A 25,944-nucleotide genomic window follows, 5' to 3' on the forward strand; every position below is an offset into this window, starting at 1 on the left:
TAATTGCCACGCTGGTTGGATTTTAATTGCCAAAGTGGTTGATTTTTTAATTGCCAAACACACTTCTAATGATTTAGCAACGATTTTACTAATATTTTCTTTTATCTCTTCTAAATATCCCTGCCTCTTTAATTTCTCATAAATATTATTAAGGGTATCGAAATCATCGATACCCTTAGCAATGGATAGTATTAACTTTATATCCATATCTTCATAGTTTGGATATTTCTTTTGATTAAATTCGTGAATCTTATTTTTCATTTCAACAAATTCATCTTCTATATACATAGGATTAATATTATCTTTTGTTTCTAATATTTTTTTGATTGTTCTTACAGACAAGGTTTTAGATTTTGGAAGCTCTATGCTTTCCGGTGTACGAATTACCATTTTAAATAAACCTTCATTTATTTTTTCAAAATATCGTACAGAGTAGTTGTACTCTTTATTTTCAAAAAGTTGTTCCATTTCTTTTGCTGTCGCTTTAATATTTTTATGATATTCCAACTATCTAACCTCCTCCTTACATTCTATTTTCCTATCTGTATTCTCATCTTGTAATTCTCCTTTTCCTACTTTCTCTTTGAAATAATCAAGCCTATCCATTACAGATGATTTTTCTTTTTTATCAAAATCTCCTATACTTTGTACTTTGCTATCTCTAAAGTCTGCATCATACCTGTCTGCTACTCCGTCTAAATCCATATCCATTGATAGTGGATCATAAAAATTGCCCTCATCATCAATTTCAAGATTAAGAACTTCTTTTAGCTTTTCTTCATCAATAGATACAAGTTCATTAAAATCCCAAAATGCAATATCATTTTTTAGTTGTATCAATTCTTTTTGACTGGCTGCATCATCCTTATCATAAATATATGGATAGCTCTCTATCAAAGTATTATCAACATAGGTATTTAGCTTATAGTTTATTAAATCTAAATTCGTCTGAATTTCATGTTTTTCATCAGGTGTTGTCGTATATGCTATTCCAACATTTGAAAGATCCGGAAATAAAGTATCAAAATCTTCTACTCTATTTTCTTCATCATACTCATGATTGATAAAGTTTATAATTTCTTCTTTGACTTCCTTTAAGAGAACTTCATCTGTATTTTCTTTTCCATCGCTTTTTCCCATATCAAGAAGATTATTGACCTCAGCAAGCCTCAAGTTCTTTTCTTTTAATAAATCAGCTTGCGGAAATTTTTTCTCCACTTCAAGTTTTGCAATTTCAAATTGCTTTTTTGTATCTTCAAGTTTACCTAAGGTCTGTTCCAATCTCTCAGGAAGTTTATCAAGTACATTATCCATTCTTGTGATATTTCCTATCTCATCTGTACCAAACTCACCATAATGACTTTCCTGTCCCTGTAGCTTAAATTTATATTGGCTTGCAAAACTATCATAAAAAGCATAGAGATTAAAATTTCTATATTGACCTATCAAAGTGTCCTTATTTTTATCTCCTAGCTCACTTCTTTTAATAGACTTTATCCTGTTTATCAAAAATTCTCCAGCTAATTTTTTATCTGTATATTTTCTTCCATCTAAAGTTAATGAAGTAAATTTAGATAGTTTTTCTTTGCCCGTTTCCATATCCTTTCCATTTAGCTCTTCCATTCCTACAAAAGCTCCTTGAACCATATTTATGGTTTGTTCCTGATTTTCTGTATCTTTATATGGTTCTACATGCTCTATATCTTTTTTAAGGTTTTCTATTTTTATCTCCAGTCGTTCTATCTCTTTTGGATAAAATTTAACTACCTTATCCTCTAGCTTATACAAGTTTGATTTAAAGTTGGACTCAAGCATTTTTAGTTTTGATACCTCTACATCCAGATCCATTTTCTCACGAATAAGAGGATTTCCTGTGGCAAGTGCCTTTATCTCCGCATAGTTTAATGTTGCCTCGTCTACATCTTCTGCAACTCTTACAGGTGTCTTACTTGTCATGATTTGAGAGATGTATTTCTGTTTATTCTCTAAGGTTTGGAAAAGATAGGCATCAAAGGTATTTTCTGTAACATAACGAAAGATATGAACATCTGTATTTTCATTACCTTGACGAACTATACGACCTGCTCTTTGGGCTAAATCCGCAGGTCTCCAAGGCACATCTAAATCGTGGATAGCAATTAGCTTATCTTGGGCATTCGTACCTGCTCCCATCTTCTGTGTTGAGCCAAGTAATACCCTTATCTCTCCACTTCTTACCTTATCGAATATAGCATCTTTTTCTTTGTTATTTTTTGCATTATGGATAAATTCAATCTCATTTTCAGGTACTCCCATTTTAATCAGTTTTTCCTTCATATCATCATAGATATTAAACTCATTACTTGGCGTTGACATATCGCAAAAGATTAACTGAGCTGATTTTTTATCCCTGTACTTATCCCATATACTAAATACATTGCTTACACAAGCATTTACTTTTGAATTTTCATAATCAGGAAGTAGCGGATTGATAAGCCTTTGGTCAAGTGCCATTTTCTTACCGTCGTTCGTTATTTTTAACATATTATCAACAGATGGATCCACTTCTTTATTTCTAACCTTATCCGCTCTTTCAGAAAAACTTTCAAGGATCTCTTTTTGTTCTTCAGTAGGCTTTGTTTTAATGGTTTCATACTGTGCATTCGGTACGGGCAAGTTTAATACATCGGATGTTTTAATATCCATAAACTGTTTAACTGTATTCATTAACTCCGGAAGGTTATAAAATTTTGCAAATCTTGTTTTACTTCGATAACCATTACCTTCAGGATTTAATTCAATAGCTGTAACCGTTTCTCCAAAGGTGCTTGCCCAAGAATCAAAGTGCTGCAGGTGCATATTCTTTAACTCGTCATATTGTAGATAACGCTGCATAGTATATAACTCCGCCATAGAATTACTTACAGGGGTCCCTGTGGCAAATACAATCCCCTTATTATTTGTAATCTCATCCATATATCGGCATTTCATCAACATATCACTTGACTTTTGTGAATCCGTTGTAGTAATTCCTGCCACATTTCGCATTTTTGTAAATAAATACAAATTTTTAAAACTATGTGCTTCATCCACAAAGAGCTTATCTATGCCAAGTTCCTCAAAAGTTACCACATCATCTTTCTTATAATCATCATTGAGCTTTTTAAGTTTTGCTTCCAAACCTTTTTTTGTTTTCTCTAATTGCTTTACTGTAAATTTCTGATCTCTGTCCCTTTTGTATTCGTCTATAAAATCCAAGATTTCATCAATTTGGCTTTGCAGTTCATACTCTTGCCTTTCTTTACTAATTGGAATTTTCTCAAATTGACTATGTCCGATAATAACCGCATCATACTCTCCTGTGGCAATCCTAGAGCAAAATCTCTTTCTCTTACTTGGTGTAAAGTCCTTCTCCGTTGCACAAAGAATATTGGCTCCCGGATAGAGTTCATTAAACTCACGTCCGAATTGCTCTATGATGTGGTTTGGAACGACAAACATTGATTTGGTACTCATACCAAGCCTTTTGGATTCCATGGCAATTCCTATCATCTCAAAGGTTTTGCCTGCTCCGACCTCATGTGCAAGCAAAGTGTTTCCTCCAAAAAGTCCTCTTGCTATGGCATCTTTTTGATGCATTCTAAGCTCTATTTCCGGATTCATACCCTCAAATGTAAGATTACTTCCATCGTATTCTCTTAATTTAATAGAATTAAACATCCTATTATATTTTTCTACAAGGTCGCTTCTTCTGTCTATATCATCAAATATCCAGTTTTTAAATTCTTCTTTTATAATCTCCTGCTTACTTCTTGCAAGCATGGTTTCTTTGTCGTTTAATACAGAACGCTTTTTCCCATCAGCATCAACAAAAGTATCAAATACTTTTGTATCCCTTAAATTTAAACTATCCTCAATTAACTTATAAGCATTTACTCTCGAAGTACCATAAGTAAGATTTGAAAGATCATTATTTCTATCGACGCTCTTTCCTTCAACTCTATATTCACCTGTAAAATTAGAATACTTAATATCAATATTCCACCTGTTATAGTTTGAGGTTTCTAAAAGATGAAACATAAAATCTTTATAATACTTTTCATCTACCCAAGTTGCCCCCATTCTTACAGTAATATCACTGGCTTCCAATTCTTTTGGCATTACTTCGAGTAATTTTTGCTTTTGAAAACCTAAATAAGATAGCTCTGTTTTCAATATCTCATTTTCTTTTCGGATTTCTTCCTGTGGCTTATTTTCTGTTTCATTCTCGTTTTCTAGGTTAGTGTCTTTAGCTAAATACTCTTCATTTTTACTAATTTCATAATCTATATTCTTTATATAGGAGTCTATTATATGAATTTTATCTCTAATATTACCGGATAAATATTCATCTGCTGTAACATAAGGTCTTGAAAAATCTCCATTATTTATTACCGACCTAAAGGGAGTAGTATCGCTTGGGTCAAAATTATCAAGATTTAAAAATATTTCTCCCCTTAATTCCTCTATTAAGGTTTCTCTTGTTTTATCTGTAAGATTTTGCATATAATCAAAATCTACCCTACCTTTTTGAGATATAGATAATATCAAGGCATCATTTGCTTTATCCGTATGTTCCACTGCTACTGCTTTTCTAATTGTCCTTTTTGTAAATATATCTGATTTACCTATAAAATTCCCTTTTTTATCTAATCTTTCCAAACTTGACATAAGAGAGTAATTGGCATCTTCTTTGAAAAGTAGGCTGTTCTTCTTTGCATTTATAAGACTATACTTTTTAGAAAAATCATCATAAATTGCATTTAATTCAACTTGTGCTGCCTTTATTTCTTCATCTGTATAATCTTCCTTCTGAAGTTTGATTACTTGTCTAAGTGATTTTTCTAAATCTATATATGCTTTTACTTTTTCTGTATCCGCCTTATTTAAAGATACTTTTTGCATGATTGAGTTTTCTCTGAAATAAATCTTATCTTCAATAAGTGCATAAGAAAAATTTTTAACACTATCATCTGCCGGTATGGTTTCTGTTTCTAATTCTTCATTTAATTCTGCTTTTTCATAAGTACCTGAGATATTTTTAATTACTGAAGATAATTTTTCTTCTAGGCTTATATTTCCATCCTCTATGCAAGCCAAAGCTGTTCCAAACCTACTTGATATTTCTTTCATACTACCTAAGACTTGACTTGGGTTATCTGCAAAATATTTGTTGTAAGTTAAGCCTTTTTCATCCGTTGCAAGTTTTATCCAATCCTCATCTATTTTTAATAGTTTATCTCTTTTTTTAAGGAAAATTATATCTGAGGTAACTTCTGTTCCTGCTTCCCCTTTAAATACATTATTAGGTAACCTGATAGCTCCTAAAAACTCTGCTCGCTCTGAGATATATCTTCTAATATCTTCACTTTTCTTATCCATTGTTCCACTTGATGTAATAAATGCTATTACACCTCCTGAACGCACCTTATCCAAAGTTTTCGCAAAAAAATAATCGTGAATAAGAAAGTTATTTTTCTCATACTCACGATCGGCTACTTTATATTCTCCAAAAGGTACATTTCCTATTGCCACATCAAATAGGTTATTTGAAAATGTTGTTTCTTCAAAGCCTTTTATCTGTATGTTAGCATTAGGATATAGCTTACTTGCTATCCTACCACTAATACTGTCAAGTTCCACTCCATAAAATCTACTACCTTGCATACTCTCCGGTAGATTCCCAAGAAATCTACCTGTTCCCATACTAGGTTCTAAGATATTACCACTTTCATATCCCATATTGGATAGAACCTTATAGATACTGTCAATTACTATATTTGGTGTATAAAAGGCTGTAAGTGTACTTCCTCTTGCTGCTTCATACTCTGATGATGATAGATTTTCTTTTAAAAATTCTCTTGCTTCTTTCCATTGCCCCTCTTTCGTTTCGTCAAATACATCAGAAAGTCCGCCCCAACCTACATATTTGCTTAAAATATCTTGTTCTTCTTTTGTAGCATAGCTTGATCTTGCTTCAATTTCTTTTAAAAGTTTTATTGCTGATATATTGTTTCTAAGTCGTTCAGATGGTGGCAAGATTTCATCCTCTTTTGTTATTTTATAATTTACAGGAGGAATACCACCCATATATTCATCATTCAAAATAGGTATATCTTCTTTTGTTGGTGTTTCTCTTTCTTTTGCCTCTAATCCACGATTTGCCCTCCAGTTGTCATAGGATTCCAATTTTTTATCAATTGTTTCTTTTTGATGTTTGGTAAGTTTTAAGTTATTTCCATCCCCATCTATTTTCCCAAGTCCATTTAAATAATCAAAAGAAAGTTTAAACTCTCTATAGTTATTCGGATTTTTTTCACTATATACTGTAAGCTCTCTATTTTGATTATCGACATCTACGATAAATTGGTTGGCAATCACAGTGCCTTGATCATTTACCACATCCAAACTATGGTGTAAAAGTTCTGCCCTATCTTTTTCTTGTAAAGTAGAGCTTTCTTCAAATTTTGAAATTTCATCATTTACATCCTTCAATTTTTTAAATTCCTCTAGAGATTCTTTTTTCGCATAAAGTTCAGTAACCGGTCTACTTTGAGTATATAAAATTTCTGTCATCAGTTTTTCTGTATTTGAAACAAGTTGTAGCCTGCTCATTCCAACGGGATTAAAATTATTTCCTGTAATTTCATACTCTTTATTTTGAAAGGTAACTGAAAGTCCTTTTTTGTTATAATCTTCAATATCCAACAGAATTAAATCTTCATTGTCTAAACTTTGCTCTTGTAGTTTTTCTCCTCTAGATACAATCTCTAAATCAAGTTCACTTTCATTTCTGAATGCAAGAATTTCACTGCCTGTAATAAATCCATTCATATAGCCTTCATTATCATCTAGTTTTATAGTCTTATAGGTATTATAATCTTGAATTTCTGCAATTACATATTCTTTGCCTTGATATTTTACCTGCATTCCTTCCTTGTATATAGGCTCTTTGGGTAAGTCTTGCTCTTTTTGTCGTTCTATTTCTAAATTTATAAAACCTGTCAAAAGTACATCTCTATGGTTATCATCCAGCAAATATGGTAAATTTCTTAGCATAGTATGATAGCTATCATACTTAATCGCCTTGTTGGTATTTACTACAAAGCCATTATATTTAAGGTTTTGCCTTAACTCCATATTTTTAAAATCAAGAATTAACTCTGCTTCATAGCCTTTCTTGAAATCTATGCTATCTGTTATATGTTCAATATCTTTTAAAGTCCCATCTTCAATCTTTTTAATTTTCAAAGTATATTCTTCTGATTGTGGATTAAAATAATACCCTTTACTTTCTGCTATATCCTTTTCAATTAGGTTTGATAAAATTTCTTTTTTATCTCTAATTTCATACACCTTATTTTTTTCATTTTCAGGAAGATTTACACTAAAGTTCAATTCATTGTCTTTGTTTATATATGCTACATTTTGCATTGCACCATCAATCTTTAGGTTTTTATTTGAAACATATATATCTTCATAGTAATTTGGAAATTGCTCACCAAAACTTGATATATCAAAATCATAGCCCTCTTTTTCTTCCGTTACTATATCTCTATCAATTTCATATAAGCCTTGATTATTTAAATAAAACAAATCGTTTAAATCTGTAAGGTTTGTTTCTTTCATATTCGCAGCTATTTCATCAAAGAGTTTATCTAATTTTTGACTTTCTTCAAAAGTTGTTCCCCTGTATAGAGGATAAACTCTTCCTTCAACATTATCTTTACTTGGATATACCTTAGTCCCTGTTTGTTCAAGAGAAATATCTACTACTTTTTCTTTATCCACTACTGTATAGTAATATCCTACTTTTACAGCTATTTTATTATCATCATATATATCTTTTGTTTCTAATACACTTTCTTTTTCTTTAGATAATTCACTTAAATATTCATTGTACCTATGTTCAAGTTCAATTCGCAGTTTTTTGACATCATCTAAACTTTTCATATCGTCAGGAAGATTGCCTTGTCTTTCGGCAACTTCTCTCATAACTCTTGCGTATTCTCTTTGAAAAACTCCTGAAAAGTCAGCAAGTGTATTATTCCCTAAAATTTCCCTTGCTTTAAGTACAGTTCTTTGTAAATCTTCATCATTTTTCAAAGTTTCATACAATGTATCTGAAATATCTTTAATAGAATTTATTTTTGGATACTTTAAATTAGCTATATCTTTTTCGCCTTCTATTGCTACATCTATCTTTCCTAAGAAATTATCTACTGTACTTGAATAAGTTAAGCTATCTGTATTTGTATATACTACTCTATATTCTCCATCATTGTTTTTAAAAAAAGTGAGACGAACTAAATCAGATGAGTTCTTATCATCTTCAAAAGGATTATATTCATTTAACTTAGATCCATCTGTATATGAAAAATCTTCAAAGTATGGAAATAACTTTTGGTAATCTTCTTTATTTGAAAATACCTGCATAGACTCTTTTTCTAAGATGTTTTTTATTGTAGTATCTACATTTTGCTTATTTTCTATGATGTTTTCTTTATCTACCTGCTCATATAGGTACTGAAAATCTCTCCCGTTTACTTCATTTCCATCGCCTATATCTACTCTTAAATGCTCTGTTACCTCTCCATTTTCAATATGGTCGAAATAGAATTTTGAATATCCTTCCCATTCATCCGATATCTCACCATATTTATCTACCTCAACAGTTTCATTGTGAAGTTTTATTTGTTTGTCTAATTCTTTAATTTCATCAATAAGCTCTTTATTTACTATCCTTCCTTTGTATGAAGTTTGTATAAGGTTTGAGTCCTCATTAAATTCTACTATCCAATAATCCTTTGAATTTAACGGTTTTTCTTCAATATTTTCTTTGAATTTAATCTCTTGCTTTTCTACATCACCATAAATTTTTCTGCCTGTGGAATTAAAATTATTTTGAATGCTATCATATATCTTTTCAGCTTCTTCATAAGAAATATCTTCTTGATCTTGCAAGATAAGTATTTCTTCTTCTCTTTTGTTATCAAAGGTAAGTTCTCCATTAAAGGCAACTTGTAATTCTTCTTCGGTCATTTGTTTTTTAAGTTCTGTATCCTTTAATTCTCTAAAAGTTGTTGGAAAATCTTCAAGGATTAACCTTTGTGCATTTAATTCCTTTAGTTCATTCACATTGAAATATCCCCATTCGACTTCATCTCCAAGCACAAGTCCAAAGGCTTCGCCTGTTTCTTTATCATACTCCGTCATATACCAGGTCCAATTTGACTTAAAAGGAATAATATATGCTGCATGTACTTCCTTGTCTGCTAAATCTACTTCTTCTTGATCATAAAGCTGTGGTACTCTTTCAAGCATTTCATTTGTTACAAGCTGATGCGGATCATCTTTTGGGTAAATTTTTGAATTACTATCTTCTTTTTTTATTGAATGAAGATTTTCCTGTTCTTCTTGCAATAAAGTCTGCTCTTCTTTGGTAAGATATTTATCATTTTTAACTAAATCTTCTATTCTTCTTGCTACCTGATTCCAATTAAAGAAAACATCTTTACAATCATTTTTTGTCAGCTTTATACCTTTGGCATCGTGGTTCTCGCCACTTCCTCTTGCACCTGATAGAGCGTGTGAGCTACCACCTGTTCCATACTCATTTTTAAGAAAATCTGCTTGTTCTTTTAAGGTGTAATTTTTTCCAAAAAATTCGTATATTCTTTTTTTACCTTCGGATACTCCACTACCTCTCATAAGATTTGTGTCAATTTCATCTTCTGTAATAAAGGATTTAATTGTAGGTAAGTCAGTAAGATTTGTAGTAAATTCTTTTCGTGGTAGTTCTAAATCATTCAATCTGTTTAATAGTTCATTAATATTATGATTATGAAATCTTAGTATATCTGAATTGCCTTGATACTCTTTTGAAAATGTTAAATACTCTGTTCTTAAATTCGCCCTAAAGTCTTTGTCTTGTAGCATTTTTGCAAGATATTCCGTTTTTTCAGGATAGCCTAACCTTTGTTTTTCATTCAGGATTGATAAATAAGTGTCTTTTACCTCATCATTAAAATCTCCTTTTAGATACCATAGTTTCTCTGCAAGCTCAGCTCTTTCATTACTCATGGCTTCAATCAGTTCTACATTCGTTGCATAGTTGCCTTCGTCTAAAAGCTCTCCCATTCTATTTGCTGCATCTTCCCAAGATAAAAGTTGCGTGTAGTTTTCTCTTGATGATATATCATTTGATAAATGAATCCCATCTTCTGAGTACCAAGCACAAACTTTGTCATTTCCTAAGTAAAAGCCATTACCACCTTGAAATGTATTTTTTAGAAAATCTGCTAATTCTCCCTTTGTTTTTCCTTTGCTAAATTCCGCTATGACATCTAATCTTAAATTATGCTCATTACCACCATAAATTAAAACAGTGTCTATCTGATTTTGGGTAAGTGGTATCTGAAAACCTATTTGTCCTGCATTTTGAGTAAAAGAAAAAGAAGTCTGTTCGACTTCTTTTTCAGCATTTTCTTTATTTATATTTTCATTTGAGTTTTCTATACCCAAACTATCTGTTCCATTGCCATTCTGTCTAACTCCATATCGAGGTTCTTCATTAGTCCTGCGTATTTCAGAAAGTCGTTGTTTTGAAGTTCCTCTGTCAAGCCCCAAGACTCTTTCATCTTCAGTTTCTCTCTCATTGTGAAGTCTATCGCTTGATCCTCTATCTTGTCCAGATGTTCTTGTAATGTCCCTTCCAGTAGCATCTGTTCGTAGTAGTCCTCCTTGTTCTCCTTGAGGAATTTCAGTCTTGCTTTGCTGAACTTTCTCAAATTCCTCTCGTCTACCTGCTTCGGTATCTTTATTTTCGGAATTAAGACTTGTTCTCCTCCTGTCATCTTCTCTATCATATATCCCCCTCCCATTTCCTCGAAGTGGTTCTCCTTGATTACCGGATAATATATCTCGTTCTCTACTATATACTCCTTGCCTGATAGTATCACTTTTTCTTCCATTTTCTATGCCTCCAATTCCTATTTTATTTTCATCTATTCCATTTTCTGTAAAATTATTATAACGCTCCTTATCCTCTTTTGTCTGCTCCTTTTTATGAAATTTCTCCATTTGTTCTTGTCTTTGCATCAAGGAGATTTCATTTCCAATATTTATAAGAAGACCTCTACTAATACCTGAGGTATAGATAAGTAATTTATCTAAGTCATTCATTTTAAGATTATTGGATAAAATTTTAAAACTATTGTTATCTGATGTATATTCTATTCCCATTCTTGCACATATTGAAACTTTTACGGATTCTTTTAAAAATGCCAAAATATCAAGTTTACTATGTTCTTTTAAAAAATCATCTGACAATTCATCTGTTATTTTATATAGATATTGCTTTGCATAGAGATTTGCCAATGTGTCTAACTTTTCATCCAATGAAAATAGTAGACCGGCATCTTTTTGTTTAAAATGATTTATTAGCTTATCCAGCACTTCAATATGTTTTTTATTGTCATATTCCCATAGTTTTACTTCTGAGATATTGTGATTTCTGCTCACTGTTTGACTTACATCAAACACATATTTTATTTTACCTGTTGTACTATCTAATAAAGGGATTCCTTTTTCATTTCTCTTTACAACTCTGCCTATGCTTTTCCAATAATCGTACTCTGCACAAGCGGTAGCTTCTTTGTTTACATTACAAATGCTAAGCTGATGTGTATATGGATATTTGTAGTTTTTTCCTGATACTTTCAAATATTCTTCATATTTTAAGGTATTGGTTTTAAATTCTCCTTTTAGATGATCTAATATATATTTTAGTTCATCTTGTGTATATCTTTTCATATCACTTTTGTCCTCCTTATTTGATTTTTGATGATTTGTTGTAGTTTTATTTCTATGTTCATTCCTCCTTTTATATCTATTTTCTCTGTCCCAATCATAAAATGTACCCATTCCGTTAAATGCTTTTTGAGCTATATATCCAAGATAGTTCGTGCCTGACCGTCTTTTATACCACTTCTCTCTGTTTAATCCACTTCTTTTCATCAGTGATATCGCTTCATTTATATTTCCTGTGTAATATAGTAACCTTTGTAGCATAAAAAAATCAGCCTCTGATTGGCTGTTAAAATAGGACCTATAGTTTCCATTATATATTTGTCTTAAATCTTCTCCGCTGTATGAAAAATATCCTTTATTAAATAGCTTTTCTAATATATCTCTATCTGCATTATACAAAGTTATGCTTGTCATTTTTCTGTTTTCTTTGCTTACAACTTTTGGTTTCGGCATATATTTTTCATATAAAGGTTTTAGCTCACTTTCAATCTCTATTACCTTACTTCTGTCTTTATCTTTTATCACATTGCCGGTTACGGTAAAAAATCTCCCTTCATCATAGATTTCAAGATTTTTATGTCTTTTTCGCTCTCCCGGTACATTTCCTTTTCCAATGAAATGTAGTCCTGTTCCTGATGGTGATATTTTTGCATAAGTTGATATATTTCTTAGAAAATCGGCTGTCATAGAATTTGCATTAGTATCCTTAAAATACGCATTCATATCCTCTGTTACTTTATCTATATCTATTCCTAAATATCCATCTCCTAAGAAAAATCCCAGTCCATCGCCAATATGTTGACTAAGTGCCTTCTTGCAATCTTCATAAGAATGCCAAGTGGATGTATCGTTGGATTTTGCAGGTTTTTCATTTGGCATAATGGGAAGTTTTGTGTTTTTTTCTTCTCTTTGAATGATTTTATATAAGCACCATCTATTCTCTCTCTTTAAGTCATTAGGTATATTACTATAGGCATACTTCTCACCATTCATTATATTTCCATTCCTTTATCTTTTTTAATGGTCTTTTCCTCCTTTGTTTTTTCACTGTCATTAATTTTTTGCTGATTCTCTTTGAGCATCTTTAGTACAGATGGTTTCTTTTCAACTTTTTGTGATTTAGATTTCTCCAACACTTTTTCTTTTTTAATAACTTCTTCTTTTTTAGTTCCTACTTCTACCTCTTTTTTATCTGTTTTATCCCTGTTCTTTTCGACAAAAAATTCTTTTTCATCCTTTTTTATTTCTTCAGATAAACTATCCAATTTTTCAAGGCAGACATTTAGCTTCTTTTGCTGGTCTTTGATAAAATCCTGCATTGAACTTACAAGATTTTTTACAATACTAATTTTTGCTTGTACTAACTTTTCCTGTGCTTTGGTTAAATTATATGAAAACTGATATTTCATATTGATATATAGACTTTTCATACTGTCTACTGCCTTGTTTTGCAAGGTTACCAGTGTATTGCCTATATTTTTTATATCTCTTAAAATAAGAGAACTAAATGTGATTCCCTCTAATTCATTTAATCTTTTTATCTCTGATTTTAATCCTAGTATCTCCTCTTTTAGTGATTTTAGCTCTTCTATATTGACATCAAAATCATTATTTTTGAGTTCTTTTTTTAGTTCTTCAGCAACCTTTAACTGTATATTGGTATTATCTTCAAGATTATCTATCCCTTTATCGTATTCATCTTTAATTTCTTTTAAAACTTCATTTGCCTTAACTTCTTGTTTTTCAACTTTATTATCCATAAATCCTCCTTGTATAATGAACACATAGTAATTAGTGTTCAAAAATTTCTTTTTACTATATGATAATCATAGGCTTGTGGATTGGTTTTTCCTCCTATAGCTTTGACTATTTTATTAAGGTTCCAACCACAATTCTATGTTTATTTGTTTATGAGTTAGATAACGCTAGACGTTTTATCTCGTGCAAGGATACGATACATAGTTTTTGTGGTTACCACAGCCAATTTATTTTAAAGGATGTGTTTTTATGATTTTTGTTGGTATCGATGTTGCTAAAGATAAGCATGATTGTTTTATTTGCTATTCTGATGGTTCTGTTTATAAAGATGCTTTTTCCTTTTCTAATGATAGAGATGGTTTTAATATTCTTTTATCTTTTATGCCAGAACCTTCTGAGAATGTTAAAGTGGGGCTTGAAGCTACTGGTCATTACAGCTTGAATTTAATTAACTTTCTTGTTGATAATGGTTTTAATCCAGTTATTTTCAATCCCCTTCAAATTAATCTTTTCAGAAAAGCTCATACGCTTAGAAAGACTAAGACTGATAAAACTGATGCTAAGTTAATTGCTTTCATGCTTTCTTCCAGTGATGCTAAACCCCACTTAGATTTATCTTATCATGTTGTGGAGCTTAAGTCATTAACTAGATATCGTTATAGACTTAAAGATCAGCTCGCTAGGCTTAAAATTTCTATTTCTAGAATTGTTAATATTATTTTTCCTGAGCTTGAGAATTTAGTTTATTCTGTTAATCAAAAGTCTACTCTTGCTCTTTTGCATGAGTTCCCATCTAATTATTTGATTGCTAATACTCATCTTACTAGAATTACCAATATTCTTAAATCTAATTCTAGAGGCAAATATGATAAGTCTAAAGCCTTAGAGATAAGATCTGCTGCTCTTAATTCTATTGGTTCTGATTCTGATGCTTATAGATTTGAACTTGTTCAAACTATTGATTTGATTAATTTTTATTCTTCTAAGATTGATGAATTGGATTCTAAGATTAAGGATATTCTGCTTGAGCTTGAGTCTCCTATTTTATCTATTCCTGGTATTTCTTTTAATTTGGCTTCTATTATTTTAGCTGAAATTGTTGATATCAATAAATTTGACACTCCTAGCCAGCTTCAAGCTTTTGCTGGTCTTGATCCTGCTACTCATCAATCTGGAAAATTTGTTGCTTCTGGTGTTTCTATGGTTAAGAGAGGTTCTCCTTATCTAAGATGGGCTCTTCTCAACGCTGCTAGGCTCGTATCTATGAGAGATCCTAGTTTTAAAGAATACTATCAAAAGAAGAGAAACGAAGGTAAACACCATTTTGTTGCTCTTACTCACGTTGCCAAAAAATTAATCAGAGTTATTTTTAAATTACTTAAAACCAATACTTTATTTGTTTCTCAAGTTTAATATAATAAATTTTTTTAGCCTTTAATTAGGCTTGTTTGCCATGCTCATTTTTATTTAATTGTCTTTTTTGTTATCTTTTCACTTTTTTGGCGAATTATTTTTATTTTCGCCCTTGTATTCATATAGTTAGTCTTACTATCTAATCTAAGTTATGTTTTCCCTAAATATCCTACCTCCCATACAAATTTACTAAATTTAATAAGCGTATCAAACATAAACTATTCCTTTTCATAACGAGAAATTACATTTCTTATCCCACTTTCTATTGCCTCCAAAAAATCTTTCTTTAGTGATTTTCCCTGTACAATATCCAATAGCTCCATTTCCCATTTTGATGTTGTTTCTGCGGATTTAAAAGTATCGGCTACAATCGTTACAATGTTGATTCCCTTATGTGTATTAACTTATCTGTTGATTTAGCCACCTTACCATTTATCTTTTTTAATTCCATCAGGCTTTTGATGTTGTAGTTGTTATTCATCCCGTATTTCTTTCATGTCTGTTTTTTCGTTTTCTGCCATTTAGTTCATCCTTTCGACTTCCACAAAAAAAAGATTTCCTGTACTTAGGAAACCTCTTTTTCTCTTGCTTATATTTTGTTTTTCGTTTTCGGTATTGATTTTAAGTTGTGGATTGTATCTTTTTTCTTGCTCTATATTCCCTTGCTTTTACTTTCTCATACTATCTAAATTTTTCAATATTTTTAGCTCAGTATTTTTTGGAATATTCTCTATGGTATGCTAGTGATTTTTCTTTCTTTGCTTCTTCAATTTCTTCTCCCATCTGTATCATTTCTTGTTCTGTTGGCTATATTTGTTTTGTGAGTTCATTCTCAAATCTGCTTATATAGTTAAAATAAACTTCTATACGCTGAACAACATATCTTGCTCTTTTGACATCTCGCTCATGCACTATAATTTTACTGATAATTTGAAAATTTATCAATTACTTTTTTACCCATGACATAAATATCCAACGTTCCACTATCTACTTATATATTTTGTTATTAGTCTATTCATTAAATTAATAATATTAAAATGTTTATCATACTGAAACAAAAAATAAAAGAAGTTTTGACACTATCCTATTTTTAATATTAAATATTTATTTAGTCTACTTTTTACAAATTTTGCCATCTTTTAATATAAAATAATTAACATCATATTTTTTTAACAGTTCTAAATTATGTGTAACTATTATAACAATTTTTTCACTTGCAATATCATTCATAATATCAATAACTTTTTTTTCCATATTAGGATCCAATGCTGATGTAGGCTCATCCATAATAATCACATCAGCTTCCTTTATGAGCATTTTTGCTAATCCTATTCTTTGCCACTGTCCTTTAGATAATTCTTCCCCACCAAACCATTTACCCATCTGCGTATCTAATTTATTGTCAAAGTTATCAACTTTATTTTTCAGCCCCAAAATTTCCAATATATTAAAAATTTTTGTATCATCATATCTATATTTATCTGACATTGAAATATTCTCTCTCAGTGTAAATTCATATTGATTATAGTCTTGAAATAAAATTGCTATTCTATCTCTAAAAGATTTCTTGTCTATATTTTTTAACTCTACATCATTAACAAATATTTCTCCTTCATATTCATTATAAAGACCAGCAATTAATTTTATCAATGTACTTTTTCCAGAACCATTTTCACCTATTATTACTATTGGTTTACCAGTCGTAAATTCCACATTAATTTTGTTAATAATTACTTTTTCTCCATAACTAAATGTTACATTTTTTAGGATAATTTCTTTTATGTTTTTCGAAATTTTTTTCCTTCCTAAATTATCCTCTTTAATATCAATAAATTCAAAATAATTTTCTGCATATAATTTATCTTTGTATATCTCAGATAGAGACTTAAATATGGACATAAAATTCAATTGTATATTTTCAATAGAGTAAATGAACCCCATTATGTTTCCCACTAACCCATTAGTAGCTAACGATTTCATAATATATAATGATATTAACAATATTTTTACTATTAACTCAAACAATTGAATTGCAACATTTACGATATTGTATATACATGATAACTTAATCATATATTTCATTGTTTTTTCTTTGTATTTTATGAATTTCTTTAATAAAACATCTATATACTGAAAAGTTATAATTTCCTTTATAGCTATATTATTTGTAAGCAAATATTTAATATAGTCACTTTTTCTTAATATTAAAACATTACTTTTTTCTACATTATATGCATATTCTCCCATTTTTCTATTAACAAAAAAAGAAAGTATTGGAACAACAAGTATAATCCACCAGAATTCATTTTTATAACTTATCAACAGTGATATTATAGACATTATCGATATAATATCTTGAATGAATTTCACAAAATGTATATAAATATTAACCACCTTGCCTTGCCCAAGAACTTGTGCTTTACTTATTAAATTATAAGTATGTTCTTCATCAAAGTGTTTTAAAGACAATATTTTTATTTTATTTATAAAATTCTTTTCTAATAAATATTCTATTTTTAAAGCAAAAACTTGATTTATATATCCCTGAATCTGAGTAATACATATAAAAAACAGATTTACAAAAAAGAATAATGTTATATACGTTATAATAGCACTCTTACTACTAAAATTTTGTATATTATTTATTAAATTTTGTAATATATATATTTTAATAGCTTCTCCAAATCCCAAAAAAATACTAAATATTAAATTTGCTATAAATAAAAATGGTGATGAAATATAACACTGTTTAAGAGATCTCAATAAAATACTCTTTTTCATACTCTTCTATCCTTCCATATAATAAAGAGGGATAGAATACACTATCCCTCTTTATAATTGTAATACTAGATACTTGATCTTGAAGTATTACTAGCAGTTGATGCATTAGCACCATGATTATGAGGCCAACAATTGCATCCACAATGAGAACAATTATCAGCATCACCCAAAGCAGAAGAGAAAGCTATTCCATTTCTGCACATGCATGCAAGTGGTTTTATTCCACCTTCGTCTCTTTTTAGGTCTCTGCCTAATGGATTCGTGATTTTCATAACTTCTACCTCCTTTTCTAAAATAACTGCATTTTATTCAAATCCTCTATTACAGAAGGATTAGAATACATCATTTCATGATATAGTTTTAAATAATTTTCTATACCAAAACGTTCGCTAATACATTTATACTTTTTAGTCAATATATTTAATCCATCCTTATCATAACAAATCGCATAACAAATACTACACAAATTTATTGCCCAACATCTTGAGCAATCATTTTTAGAACACTCACAATAATCATTTACATAGTATTTCTTTATCGAGTCTATGTCATATCCATCTATGTAATTCCCTATAGTTGGTGTTTCTCCCATACGCTCACATAAATTGTAATTACCATCAACTGTAACAAACAATTTCCTTCCACCTGGCATACAACAGCCATTCATTATATATTCATTCATAGGTTTCCCAGAAATTCGCCTACTATGAATTTTTTGGAGATTTTGCAAAATTCCATTCCACGTAAATGGATTTTCAGATGTTACATTATTTATAAAATTTTCAGCCCATTCCTGAACTGGATTATTATCTCTCATAAACTCTTTTGATGAATTATAAAATCGCCTACTCTTTATATCATTTTCATTTATCTTTCTTCCATAATCCACATAACTTGTAATTATAGAAGTTTTTTCGTTTATAAATGGACAAGTTTTGAAAAAATGCTGTATTCTAGATAACTTGTTTTCATCATATGGGGGAGTAATAACTGTACTCAATAATATTAAATCTTCTTTTCCTCTACTCTTTAGCTCATTATATAAAATTCCAAGACCTTTAGTTGTTCGATCAAAACTTCCATTGCCATTGATATCCACTCTATATTCATCATGTGTGATTTTATCCCCATCTATACTACAAACTACAGAAAAGTTTTCTGTAGTTGCAATAAACTCAGCAATTTCCTCATTCATAAGAGTTAAATTAGTTGTCATAGAAAAATACAACTTTGTATTTAATTTCAGTGATAATACATACTCAACAATTTTTTTAATCAGTTTAAAATTAACTAAAGGTTCACCACCATAAAAAGTCACATAAAACTCATCATCTACTCTATCAATAATATTGTTAATACTTTTTATTGCAATATCTAAAGGCATATCTTTAGTTTCAGAAAAATCTCTAAACTTGGAATTTTCATCACCATATATACAATATTTACACCTAAGATTACATTTCTGAGTTACCTCCAGTATTATCTGATTCAATTTTCTATTTAGATTTTCTTCTAAATTCAAGACTTGATCTCCAGTAAATTCCACAAAAGGACAGGCTTGAAGCAAACTCTCTTTATCTATTATATCAACTACTTTGCTAAATACCTCTATGTTCGTATTCTTAAATATTTCTTCTAATGATTCATTATTTTTTATAGAAAGAATTTGTTCAAATATTTGATACTCTTCAAATGTACATTCAAAAATCTTACCTGTCCCTAAATCATAGAAAAAATATTTATTTCTAGTTTGAAAAGTTTTTCCTAACCTCTCATAGTATATGTTCTTTGATAATATACTTTTTAACTTGCTTAACTCTTTACCCATATATATCAAACCTCCATATATTTTATATCACATTCAATAATATTCGATAATATTTTGCAAAAAGCTCAACTTGAAGTTGTATACTAATTATTTTTTCTCTTAGTGAAAATGTCTGCAACTAAAAAACCAATTACACCACCTAAAACATTTGTTATCACATCCGTTATATCTGATGCCCCAATAGACATAATATACTGCATTATTTCAAAAAATAAACTTACTACTAGAAAAATTAAAAATGCCTGGTTAATTTTAATACCACAACTTATTTTTTTTAATAAAATTCCAAAAGGAATAAATATTAATATATTAAAAATAGGTTCTAACCAAAACAGATCTCCTTCTATAATATTGTCATAATAGAAAGGAATAAAGTTTACGTCTCTAACCCTCCTCATATCACTAATAGAAAAGCCTAGCTTAAAAAGAACTAGCCAAGACAACAAAATCAAGTATATGAATAACAATATTTTTAATATATTTTTTTTCTTCATTATTATAACCTCAACCTTTTATGCGGTAGTGTCAAAAACTACCTGTTTTTATTGTTCTAAAATCCTTTAAAACCTTGATTTATTGGAGGTTTGCAAATAAAAAGAGCATTTACCTCCTATTTTTGGTATAATGTCTATTACCAAACCAACCTTATACAAAAGGAGTAAATGCTCATGGACATTATACTTTATTTACTTAACTTAATTCAATACCAACAAAAACAAATTTGCTGGCTTTTTAACTTTATCTGTAGATATATTCCCATTAAGCAATGGGCTTTCGATGATTCTCATTCTCCTAAGTACCAAAAATTTAAGATTGATGAACTCCCTAAGATTCTCCACTATGAGCCATGGGATTACAAAGATTACATTCCTTACATCGAATGGCGCTATGGCAAGCAAATCAAGCCAGTTTCCAGACGTTCTGAATGTGACATTGACGACGAATGCCAATGTCCAAGATGCAATGCTCCCAAGCCATATCTCTATAAAAACAATGGTTCCAAAGGACAGATACTCTGTAAAGTATGCTCTACAAAATTCAACCCTGCTGAAAGCAGATTTACACGGACAACAACATTACGCTGTCCTCACTGTCTGAATACTCTGGTAAAAAAGAAAAACCGTAAGCATTTCATTATTCACAAGTGCGTCAATCCGAAATGTCCGTATTATCTTCACAACCTTAAAAAGGTTGATAAAAAAGACCTTGCAGAAGGCTATGGAAAAAACAAATATAAACTCCACTACATCTATCGAGAATTCCGGGTAGATTTCTTTCGCATGGACTTAAACAGTCTCCCTAAAAATGCATCTTCTTTGAAGTTCACCAAACACGATCAGAATGTCATGTCTCTCTGTCTTACCTACAAAGTGAATCTTGGACTGTCACTCCGCAAAACAGCTCAGGCTTTAAAGGATATTCATGGTATCAGCATCTCACATCAACAGGTTGCCAACTACTGTAAAACTGCCTCTGTCTGCATAAAGCCTTTCGTAGATAATTACAATTACGGAACTGACAAAGTATTTACTGCTGATGAAACATATATCAAAATCCGTGGCATCAAAACCTATATCTGGTTCATTATGGATGTTGCAAAACGTTCCATCATTGGTTACCAAGTATCTGATAATCGTGGCGTAGGACCATGCATTCTTGCAATGCGAATGGCATTTCGACATCTAAAAGAGCTTCCTAAAAACTTTAAATTCATTGCAGACGGCTACAGTGCCTACCCACTCGCTGCCCAGCAGTTTTTCCGCAAATTCGGCAAAAAGTTTAAGTTCGAAATCACGCAGGTAATCGGTCTTACCAATGATGATGAAGTCTCCAAAGAATTTAGACCCTACAAGCAGATGATTGAACGCTTAAACCGTACATACAAGGCTTCATATCGTAAAACAAATGGGTTTGATAACATCAATGGAGCCAACTATGATCTGTCTCTATGGGTTGCCTATTACAACTTTTTAAGACCACACAAACACAATAAATTCAAACCTTTAAACGAAGTTGAAATAATATCACAAGCTGATACAATGCCCGGCAAATGGCAATTGCTCATTTCCCTCGGTCAACAGACAATCCTAAATCTCCAACACGGCAAAGCTGCTAACTGTTCTTAGATTCCAAGCCTGAGGTTAAACACAGCCACCGCAAAGCGGCTTGCCCTTGATGGCACGAAAAAGAGCTGCTATACTGCTGTAAGCGACGGAAAATTCAAACTGTTCTTGAGTTCTTCGCCGTCGGTGCTTCACCTACAGCAGCTCTTTTTCGTGCTGTCAAGGGTGGCGGTAAGCTACCACAACATAAAATATCTACAGTTTTCAAGGTTCATTTGAGTCTTTTTCCTTTGGTTCGTTTTTTTCATAGTTCACTTGACACTATCTTTTATGCATTTGTAAAAAATATTCCCATAACACTCTCCCAAAACTTCTGCCAACTGAATTGCTCTCTGTATTGTCGGAACTATTATACCTCTTTCCACACTACTTATATACTGCTGCGAAATACCAGTCAACTCCGATAATTGTATTTGGGTATATCCTTTACTTTTTCGTATTTTTGCTAGTGAATTACACACTTTTATTTTTTGCATCATTAATCCCTTCTCTTTCTTGTCTTCTATTATATATTAAATCTAAGATAAATACAAGTTTAAATTGTATTATATTTTTATTACCCGTTGTTCTTACCTTATAAATCTCACAAAAAAATTAGTTCTACTCTACAGACTCATTTTTATTTAGATGAATTGTCAAAAAATCTCTTATTATAAACTTGGCTTTAAAAAACCTAACATGCTTTAACCCATTTATTTAACTTTAGTAATCATAAGCTATTCCTTTTTATAACGAGAAATTACATTTCTTATCTCACTTTCTATTGCCTCCAAAAAATCTTTCTTTAGTGATTTTCCCTGTACAATATCAGATAGCTCCATTTCCCACTTTGCTGTTGTTTCTGCCGATTTAAAAGTATCTGCTACAATCGTTACAAGGCTGATTCCTTTGTGTGTGGCAATAAGGTTTTTTTTATCTCTTTCTACAAATCCCTTGAAAATCAGATTTTCAATGATTCCTGCTCTTGTTGCAGGTGTTCCAAGTCCTTTTCGCTCAACTTCCACACCTTTTTCCAATGCGTCATTTCCTGCAAGCTCCATAGCCTTTAGGAGAAGATCTTCCGTAAAATGTTTAGGCGATGATGTGTATTTTTCTTTTATCCCTTTATCTTTAATATCAAGACTATCACCAATCTTTACATCCGGAAGCACTGTATCTTCATTTTTCTTTTTTGCATATTCGTTTAGGTATTTGGTAAAGCCCTCATCTACAATCACCTTTCCACTACTTGTAAATTCAAATCCATCAAATTCAGCCACAATCTTCGTTGTATTCTCAATTAAAGGATAGCCTACACTTGCATGTAGCTTATTTAAAATAAGTTCATATACCTTCAATTCACTTTCCGGAAGAGAAGTTAAGTCCCCATTCATACTGCTTGCTGTCGGGATAATAGCATGATGATCTGTAACCTTTTTAGAGTTAAATACCGTCTTAATACGCCCCGTATCAAAGTCATTCTTTCCTAAGATATGATTGATGGTACTTGTAATCATATCTTCCGTTAAGCATCTGCTGTCTGTTCTCGGATAGGTAATCAGTTTTTTCTCATACAGACTTTGAGCATAATCAAGTGTTTGCTTGGCACTATATCCAAAATATTTATTGCACTCTCTTTGAAGTGTTGTAAGGTCAAAAGGCAAATCAGGTTTTGTTATCTTTTCCTTTTGAATAACATCGGTAATTCCTATCTTATTGCCAACTAAATTGATTAGCTGTTCAGCAATAACCTCATCATCAATTCTATCTGTTGATAGTGTAAAACCATTCATAGAAAGTTCGACTGTAAAATATTTTTCTTTCTTGAAATTTGCTATCTCATCATCTCTATTTACAATCATTGCAAGAGTTGGTGTTTGTACCCTCCCAACAGAATAACTCTGTTTATATAGGCACGAATACAGTCTGCTTAAATTCATTCCCACAAGCCAATCTGCTATTGCCCTTGCTTGTGATGATTCAAATAGATTATCGTAAGAACTTCCATCTTTTAGGTTATCAAAGCCATCTTTAATTGCACTATCTTCCATTGATGAAATCCAAAGGCGTTTCATCTTCTTTTTGCAATTTGCCTGATTGTAGACAAGCCTGAAGATTGCTTCTCCCTCACGCCCTGCATCACAAGCATTTATCACAATATCTATGTCCTTATCGTTCATCAGCTTTTTAAGAATCATAAATTGTTTCTTTGTAGACTTTGCAATCTCATACTTATATTCCTTTGGAATAATCGGCAAATCAGCCATATTCCACTTCGCATATTTTTCATCATAACTATCAGGATTTGCCATTTGAATTAAATGTCCAACACACCAGCTTACCTTGTATCCGTTTCCTTCATAATATCCATCTTTCTTCTTTGTTGCTCCAATCACTTTTGCAATAGAGATTGCAACACTTGGTTTCTCTGCTATCACCAAATTATGTTTCATAAATTCCTCCTTATTTTTGTACTAAAAAAGGCAATCAGAGTTTCAATTTTCTCCAATTGCCTATTAAAATTTCATATATTTAATTGTCTATTTTTTAATCCATTTTCCTGTTTTAGAACTACCTACATACTCTATCTTTCCTTCATCTTTCAATTTTAAAATATCTCTTCTGATGGTAGATTCTGCAACATTTAACATCTTTGATAATTCTAATCTCGTAATATTTGGTTTGTCTGAAATAATATCAATTATTTTATTCAATCTATCTTGTTTCGTCATTTTTTGGGGTTCATTTTGGGGTTCATTTTGGGGTTCATTTTGGGGTTCATTTTGGGGTTCACCACTAACATTATAGTTTAAATTCTTTAAAATAGTAAAAAATGAACTTCTTGTAGATCTAAATTCCGGTTTTAAGTGTTCATTGTAGTTCTTCTCAAATTCATAACTCTCTATAATTTTTTTCAGTCCACTTCCCCGTCTTTCCATTAAGTCCATTCTTCCAAAAATATCTGCAAGAATTGGATTTCTTCTACTTGACGAAATAGTATATGGGTCTACATCTTGAATTAAGGTTCCGTCATACATTCCACCTGGAGAGTAAATTTCCATTCTATCATCATAAATATCCAAATGTACTTCACTTCCAATGACGCTATAATCTCTATGAATCAAAGCATTGACAATTGCTTCTTGAACCGCTCTTTCAGGATATTCAGGATATTCTTCACGATAGAGTGGTCCTTTTCTCCACATTTTCTTTGTGTTTACCTTTGTAAAATTCAGTGCATTTTCAAGCAAAAACAAGATATTTCCCTCAAATTCATTATCATCCAGTGCTTCCATCAAGCCACTAGCCTTTGTAAGTCCATTCCATCTTGTGCAAAATATCCTTGATTGATATACTAAATATCCGTCTGCAAACAAGGCTCCTGCATAAGTTAAAAGATTATCTTTTGTTGTTAAACCGAACGATAACAAATCTTTTTCTTCAAATTTTTTATTTGTCCTTTTTTCATATTCAATTCGCAATTTATTAAAGGTAGCATCTTTTGTCTGAATATCCGTTTGTATAGTATCAAATGTTTTATTCATTCCTTTCAAAACTAAATTTTTAAGGTCAATACTTGTAGCGGCAACACTCTGATTTCCAATCCTTATATAAGAAGACCTATTTCCTCCATCAATAACATAATATGGAGTCTCACTTCCTGCTTTTATATGAAGAACAATAAAATACTTACCATTTTCAGTATGGTTTTCAAGTTTTATTTTTGGAACCGGATCCATCTTAGCCTTAATTATTTCACTGATAGTTTCAGAATCTTTCTTATAATCTTTTAGTCCAATAAGTTCATCTGCATCAGAAATACCAAATATTAAAGCTCCACCATTTTCATTTGCAAATGCACTAATACTTTTTAACCAGCTCTTTGGTTTATTTATTTCAAGTTTTTCTTTTTTATCATAGGAAGTGGATTCTCCAATATATTTTGACAAATCCATTTTCTCTACACCTCCCTTATACCATAATGTAATATTATTACCTATTACAGATATTTATCGTCTATAATTTTATTTCTTTGATAAAAATAGCCCAGCCACAATCGGGCTTGGGCTTACCACATTCAAGTTTTTATTGCCAAAATTATACCATAAATTCACTGTAAGTACAATTCTATCCTTACTAATCATACATAATTTTTATGTCAACAATTTACTTCCTCATTGTTGTGTCTACACTTATTTTATGCTATTTTTTAAGTGTAAACACAACAAATCG

At 30.9% G+C, this 25,944-nt stretch carries 12 protein-coding genes and 3 pseudogenes; 2 read left to right on the forward strand and 13 right to left on the reverse strand.

Annotated elements, in window-relative coordinates; translation table 11 throughout:
• The 4 genes and pseudogenes from D3H64_RS06585 to D3H64_RS06595 all read right to left on the reverse strand — a co-directional run.
• Positions 1-507 (reverse strand): annotated as a pseudogene (locus tag D3H64_RS06585) (conjugal transfer protein); the annotation flags it as partial.
• A complete protein-coding gene (locus D3H64_RS10580) occupies positions 508-7,614 on the reverse strand; it encodes an SNF2-related protein (protein WP_370448459.1) in 7,107 nt (2,368 codons plus the stop codon). It abuts the pseudogene before it with no gap.
• Between the two features lie 2,918 nt (positions 7,615-10,532).
• Positions 10,533-10,991 carry a TnpV protein gene (locus D3H64_RS10585; RefSeq protein WP_197049876.1) on the reverse strand — a complete coding sequence of 153 codons (459 nt, stop codon included), beginning with the start codon at positions 10,989-10,991 and terminating at the stop codon, positions 10,533-10,535.
• Positions 10,992-12,821: 1,830 nt separating this feature from the next.
• Entirely contained in the window at positions 12,822-13,589 is a 768-nt protein-coding gene (locus D3H64_RS06595; RefSeq protein ID WP_037328201.1) for a hypothetical protein, read from the reverse strand.
• A gap of 247 nt (positions 13,590-13,836) precedes the next feature.
• Between D3H64_RS06595 and D3H64_RS06600 the strand changes: the two genes are divergently transcribed.
• The gene (locus D3H64_RS06600) at positions 13,837-15,000 is read left to right on the forward strand and encodes an IS110 family transposase (RefSeq protein WP_121565483.1); all 1,164 of its coding nucleotides are present in this window, start codon (positions 13,837-13,839) and stop codon (positions 14,998-15,000) included.
• 218 nt (positions 15,001-15,218) lie between these two features.
• On the opposite strand, the pseudogene D3H64_RS06605 reads toward D3H64_RS06600, so the two are convergent.
• The 6 genes and pseudogenes from D3H64_RS06605 to D3H64_RS06630 all read right to left on the reverse strand — a co-directional run.
• Positions 15,219-15,404, reverse strand: a pseudogene (locus D3H64_RS06605) (DNA topoisomerase III); the annotation flags it as partial.
• Between the two features lie 277 nt (positions 15,405-15,681).
• Positions 15,682-15,933, reverse strand: a pseudogene (locus D3H64_RS10420) (recombinase); the annotation flags it as partial.
• Between the two features lie 180 nt (positions 15,934-16,113).
• Positions 16,114-17,781, reverse strand: a complete 1,668-nt coding sequence (locus D3H64_RS06615) for an ABC transporter ATP-binding protein (RefSeq protein ID WP_121565484.1) — start codon at positions 17,779-17,781, stop codon at positions 16,114-16,116.
• A gap of 65 nt (positions 17,782-17,846) precedes the next feature.
• Positions 17,847-18,053 (reverse strand): hypothetical protein, encoded by a 207-nt coding sequence (locus tag D3H64_RS06620; RefSeq protein WP_037328205.1) that lies wholly within the window; start codon positions 18,051-18,053, stop codon positions 17,847-17,849.
• A gap of 17 nt (positions 18,054-18,070) precedes the next feature.
• Entirely contained in the window at positions 18,071-19,609 is a 1,539-nt protein-coding gene (locus tag D3H64_RS06625; protein ID WP_037328207.1) for a radical SAM protein, read from the reverse strand.
• Between the two features lie 83 nt (positions 19,610-19,692).
• Complete coding sequence (locus tag D3H64_RS06630) at positions 19,693-20,103, reverse strand: VanZ family protein (protein ID WP_052039395.1); 411 nt, start codon at positions 20,101-20,103, stop codon at positions 19,693-19,695.
• A gap of 174 nt (positions 20,104-20,277) precedes the next feature.
• Here D3H64_RS06630 and D3H64_RS06635 point away from each other — a divergent pair, with 174 nt between their 5' ends.
• Positions 20,278-21,735, forward strand: coding sequence for a DDE-type integrase/transposase/recombinase (locus D3H64_RS06635; RefSeq protein WP_121565485.1), 1,458 nt, complete (start codon positions 20,278-20,280; stop codon positions 21,733-21,735).
• A 248-nt stretch (positions 21,736-21,983) separates the two neighbouring features.
• On the opposite strand, the gene D3H64_RS10590 is transcribed toward D3H64_RS06635, so the two are convergent.
• The 3 genes from D3H64_RS10590 to D3H64_RS06650 form a co-directional block, all read right to left on the reverse strand.
• Positions 21,984-22,211 (reverse strand): helix-turn-helix domain-containing protein, encoded by a 228-nt coding sequence (locus tag D3H64_RS10590; RefSeq protein WP_370448458.1) that lies wholly within the window; start codon positions 22,209-22,211, stop codon positions 21,984-21,986.
• A 237-nt stretch (positions 22,212-22,448) separates the two neighbouring features.
• Complete coding sequence (locus D3H64_RS06645; protein WP_037328208.1) at positions 22,449-24,164, reverse strand: DNA topoisomerase 3; 1,716 nt, start codon at positions 24,162-24,164, stop codon at positions 22,449-22,451.
• Positions 24,165-24,251: 87 nt separating this feature from the next.
• On the reverse strand, positions 24,252-25,667 hold the full coding sequence (locus D3H64_RS06650) for a helix-turn-helix domain-containing protein (protein WP_121565487.1): 1,416 nt from the start codon (positions 25,665-25,667) through the stop codon (positions 24,252-24,254).
• Between the last annotated feature and the right edge of the window lie 277 nt (positions 25,668-25,944).

The sequence above is a fragment of the Atopobacter sp. AH10 genome (assembly GCF_003664595.1).
Classification (GTDB): Bacteria; Bacillota; Bacilli; order Lactobacillales; family Aerococcaceae; genus Atopobacter.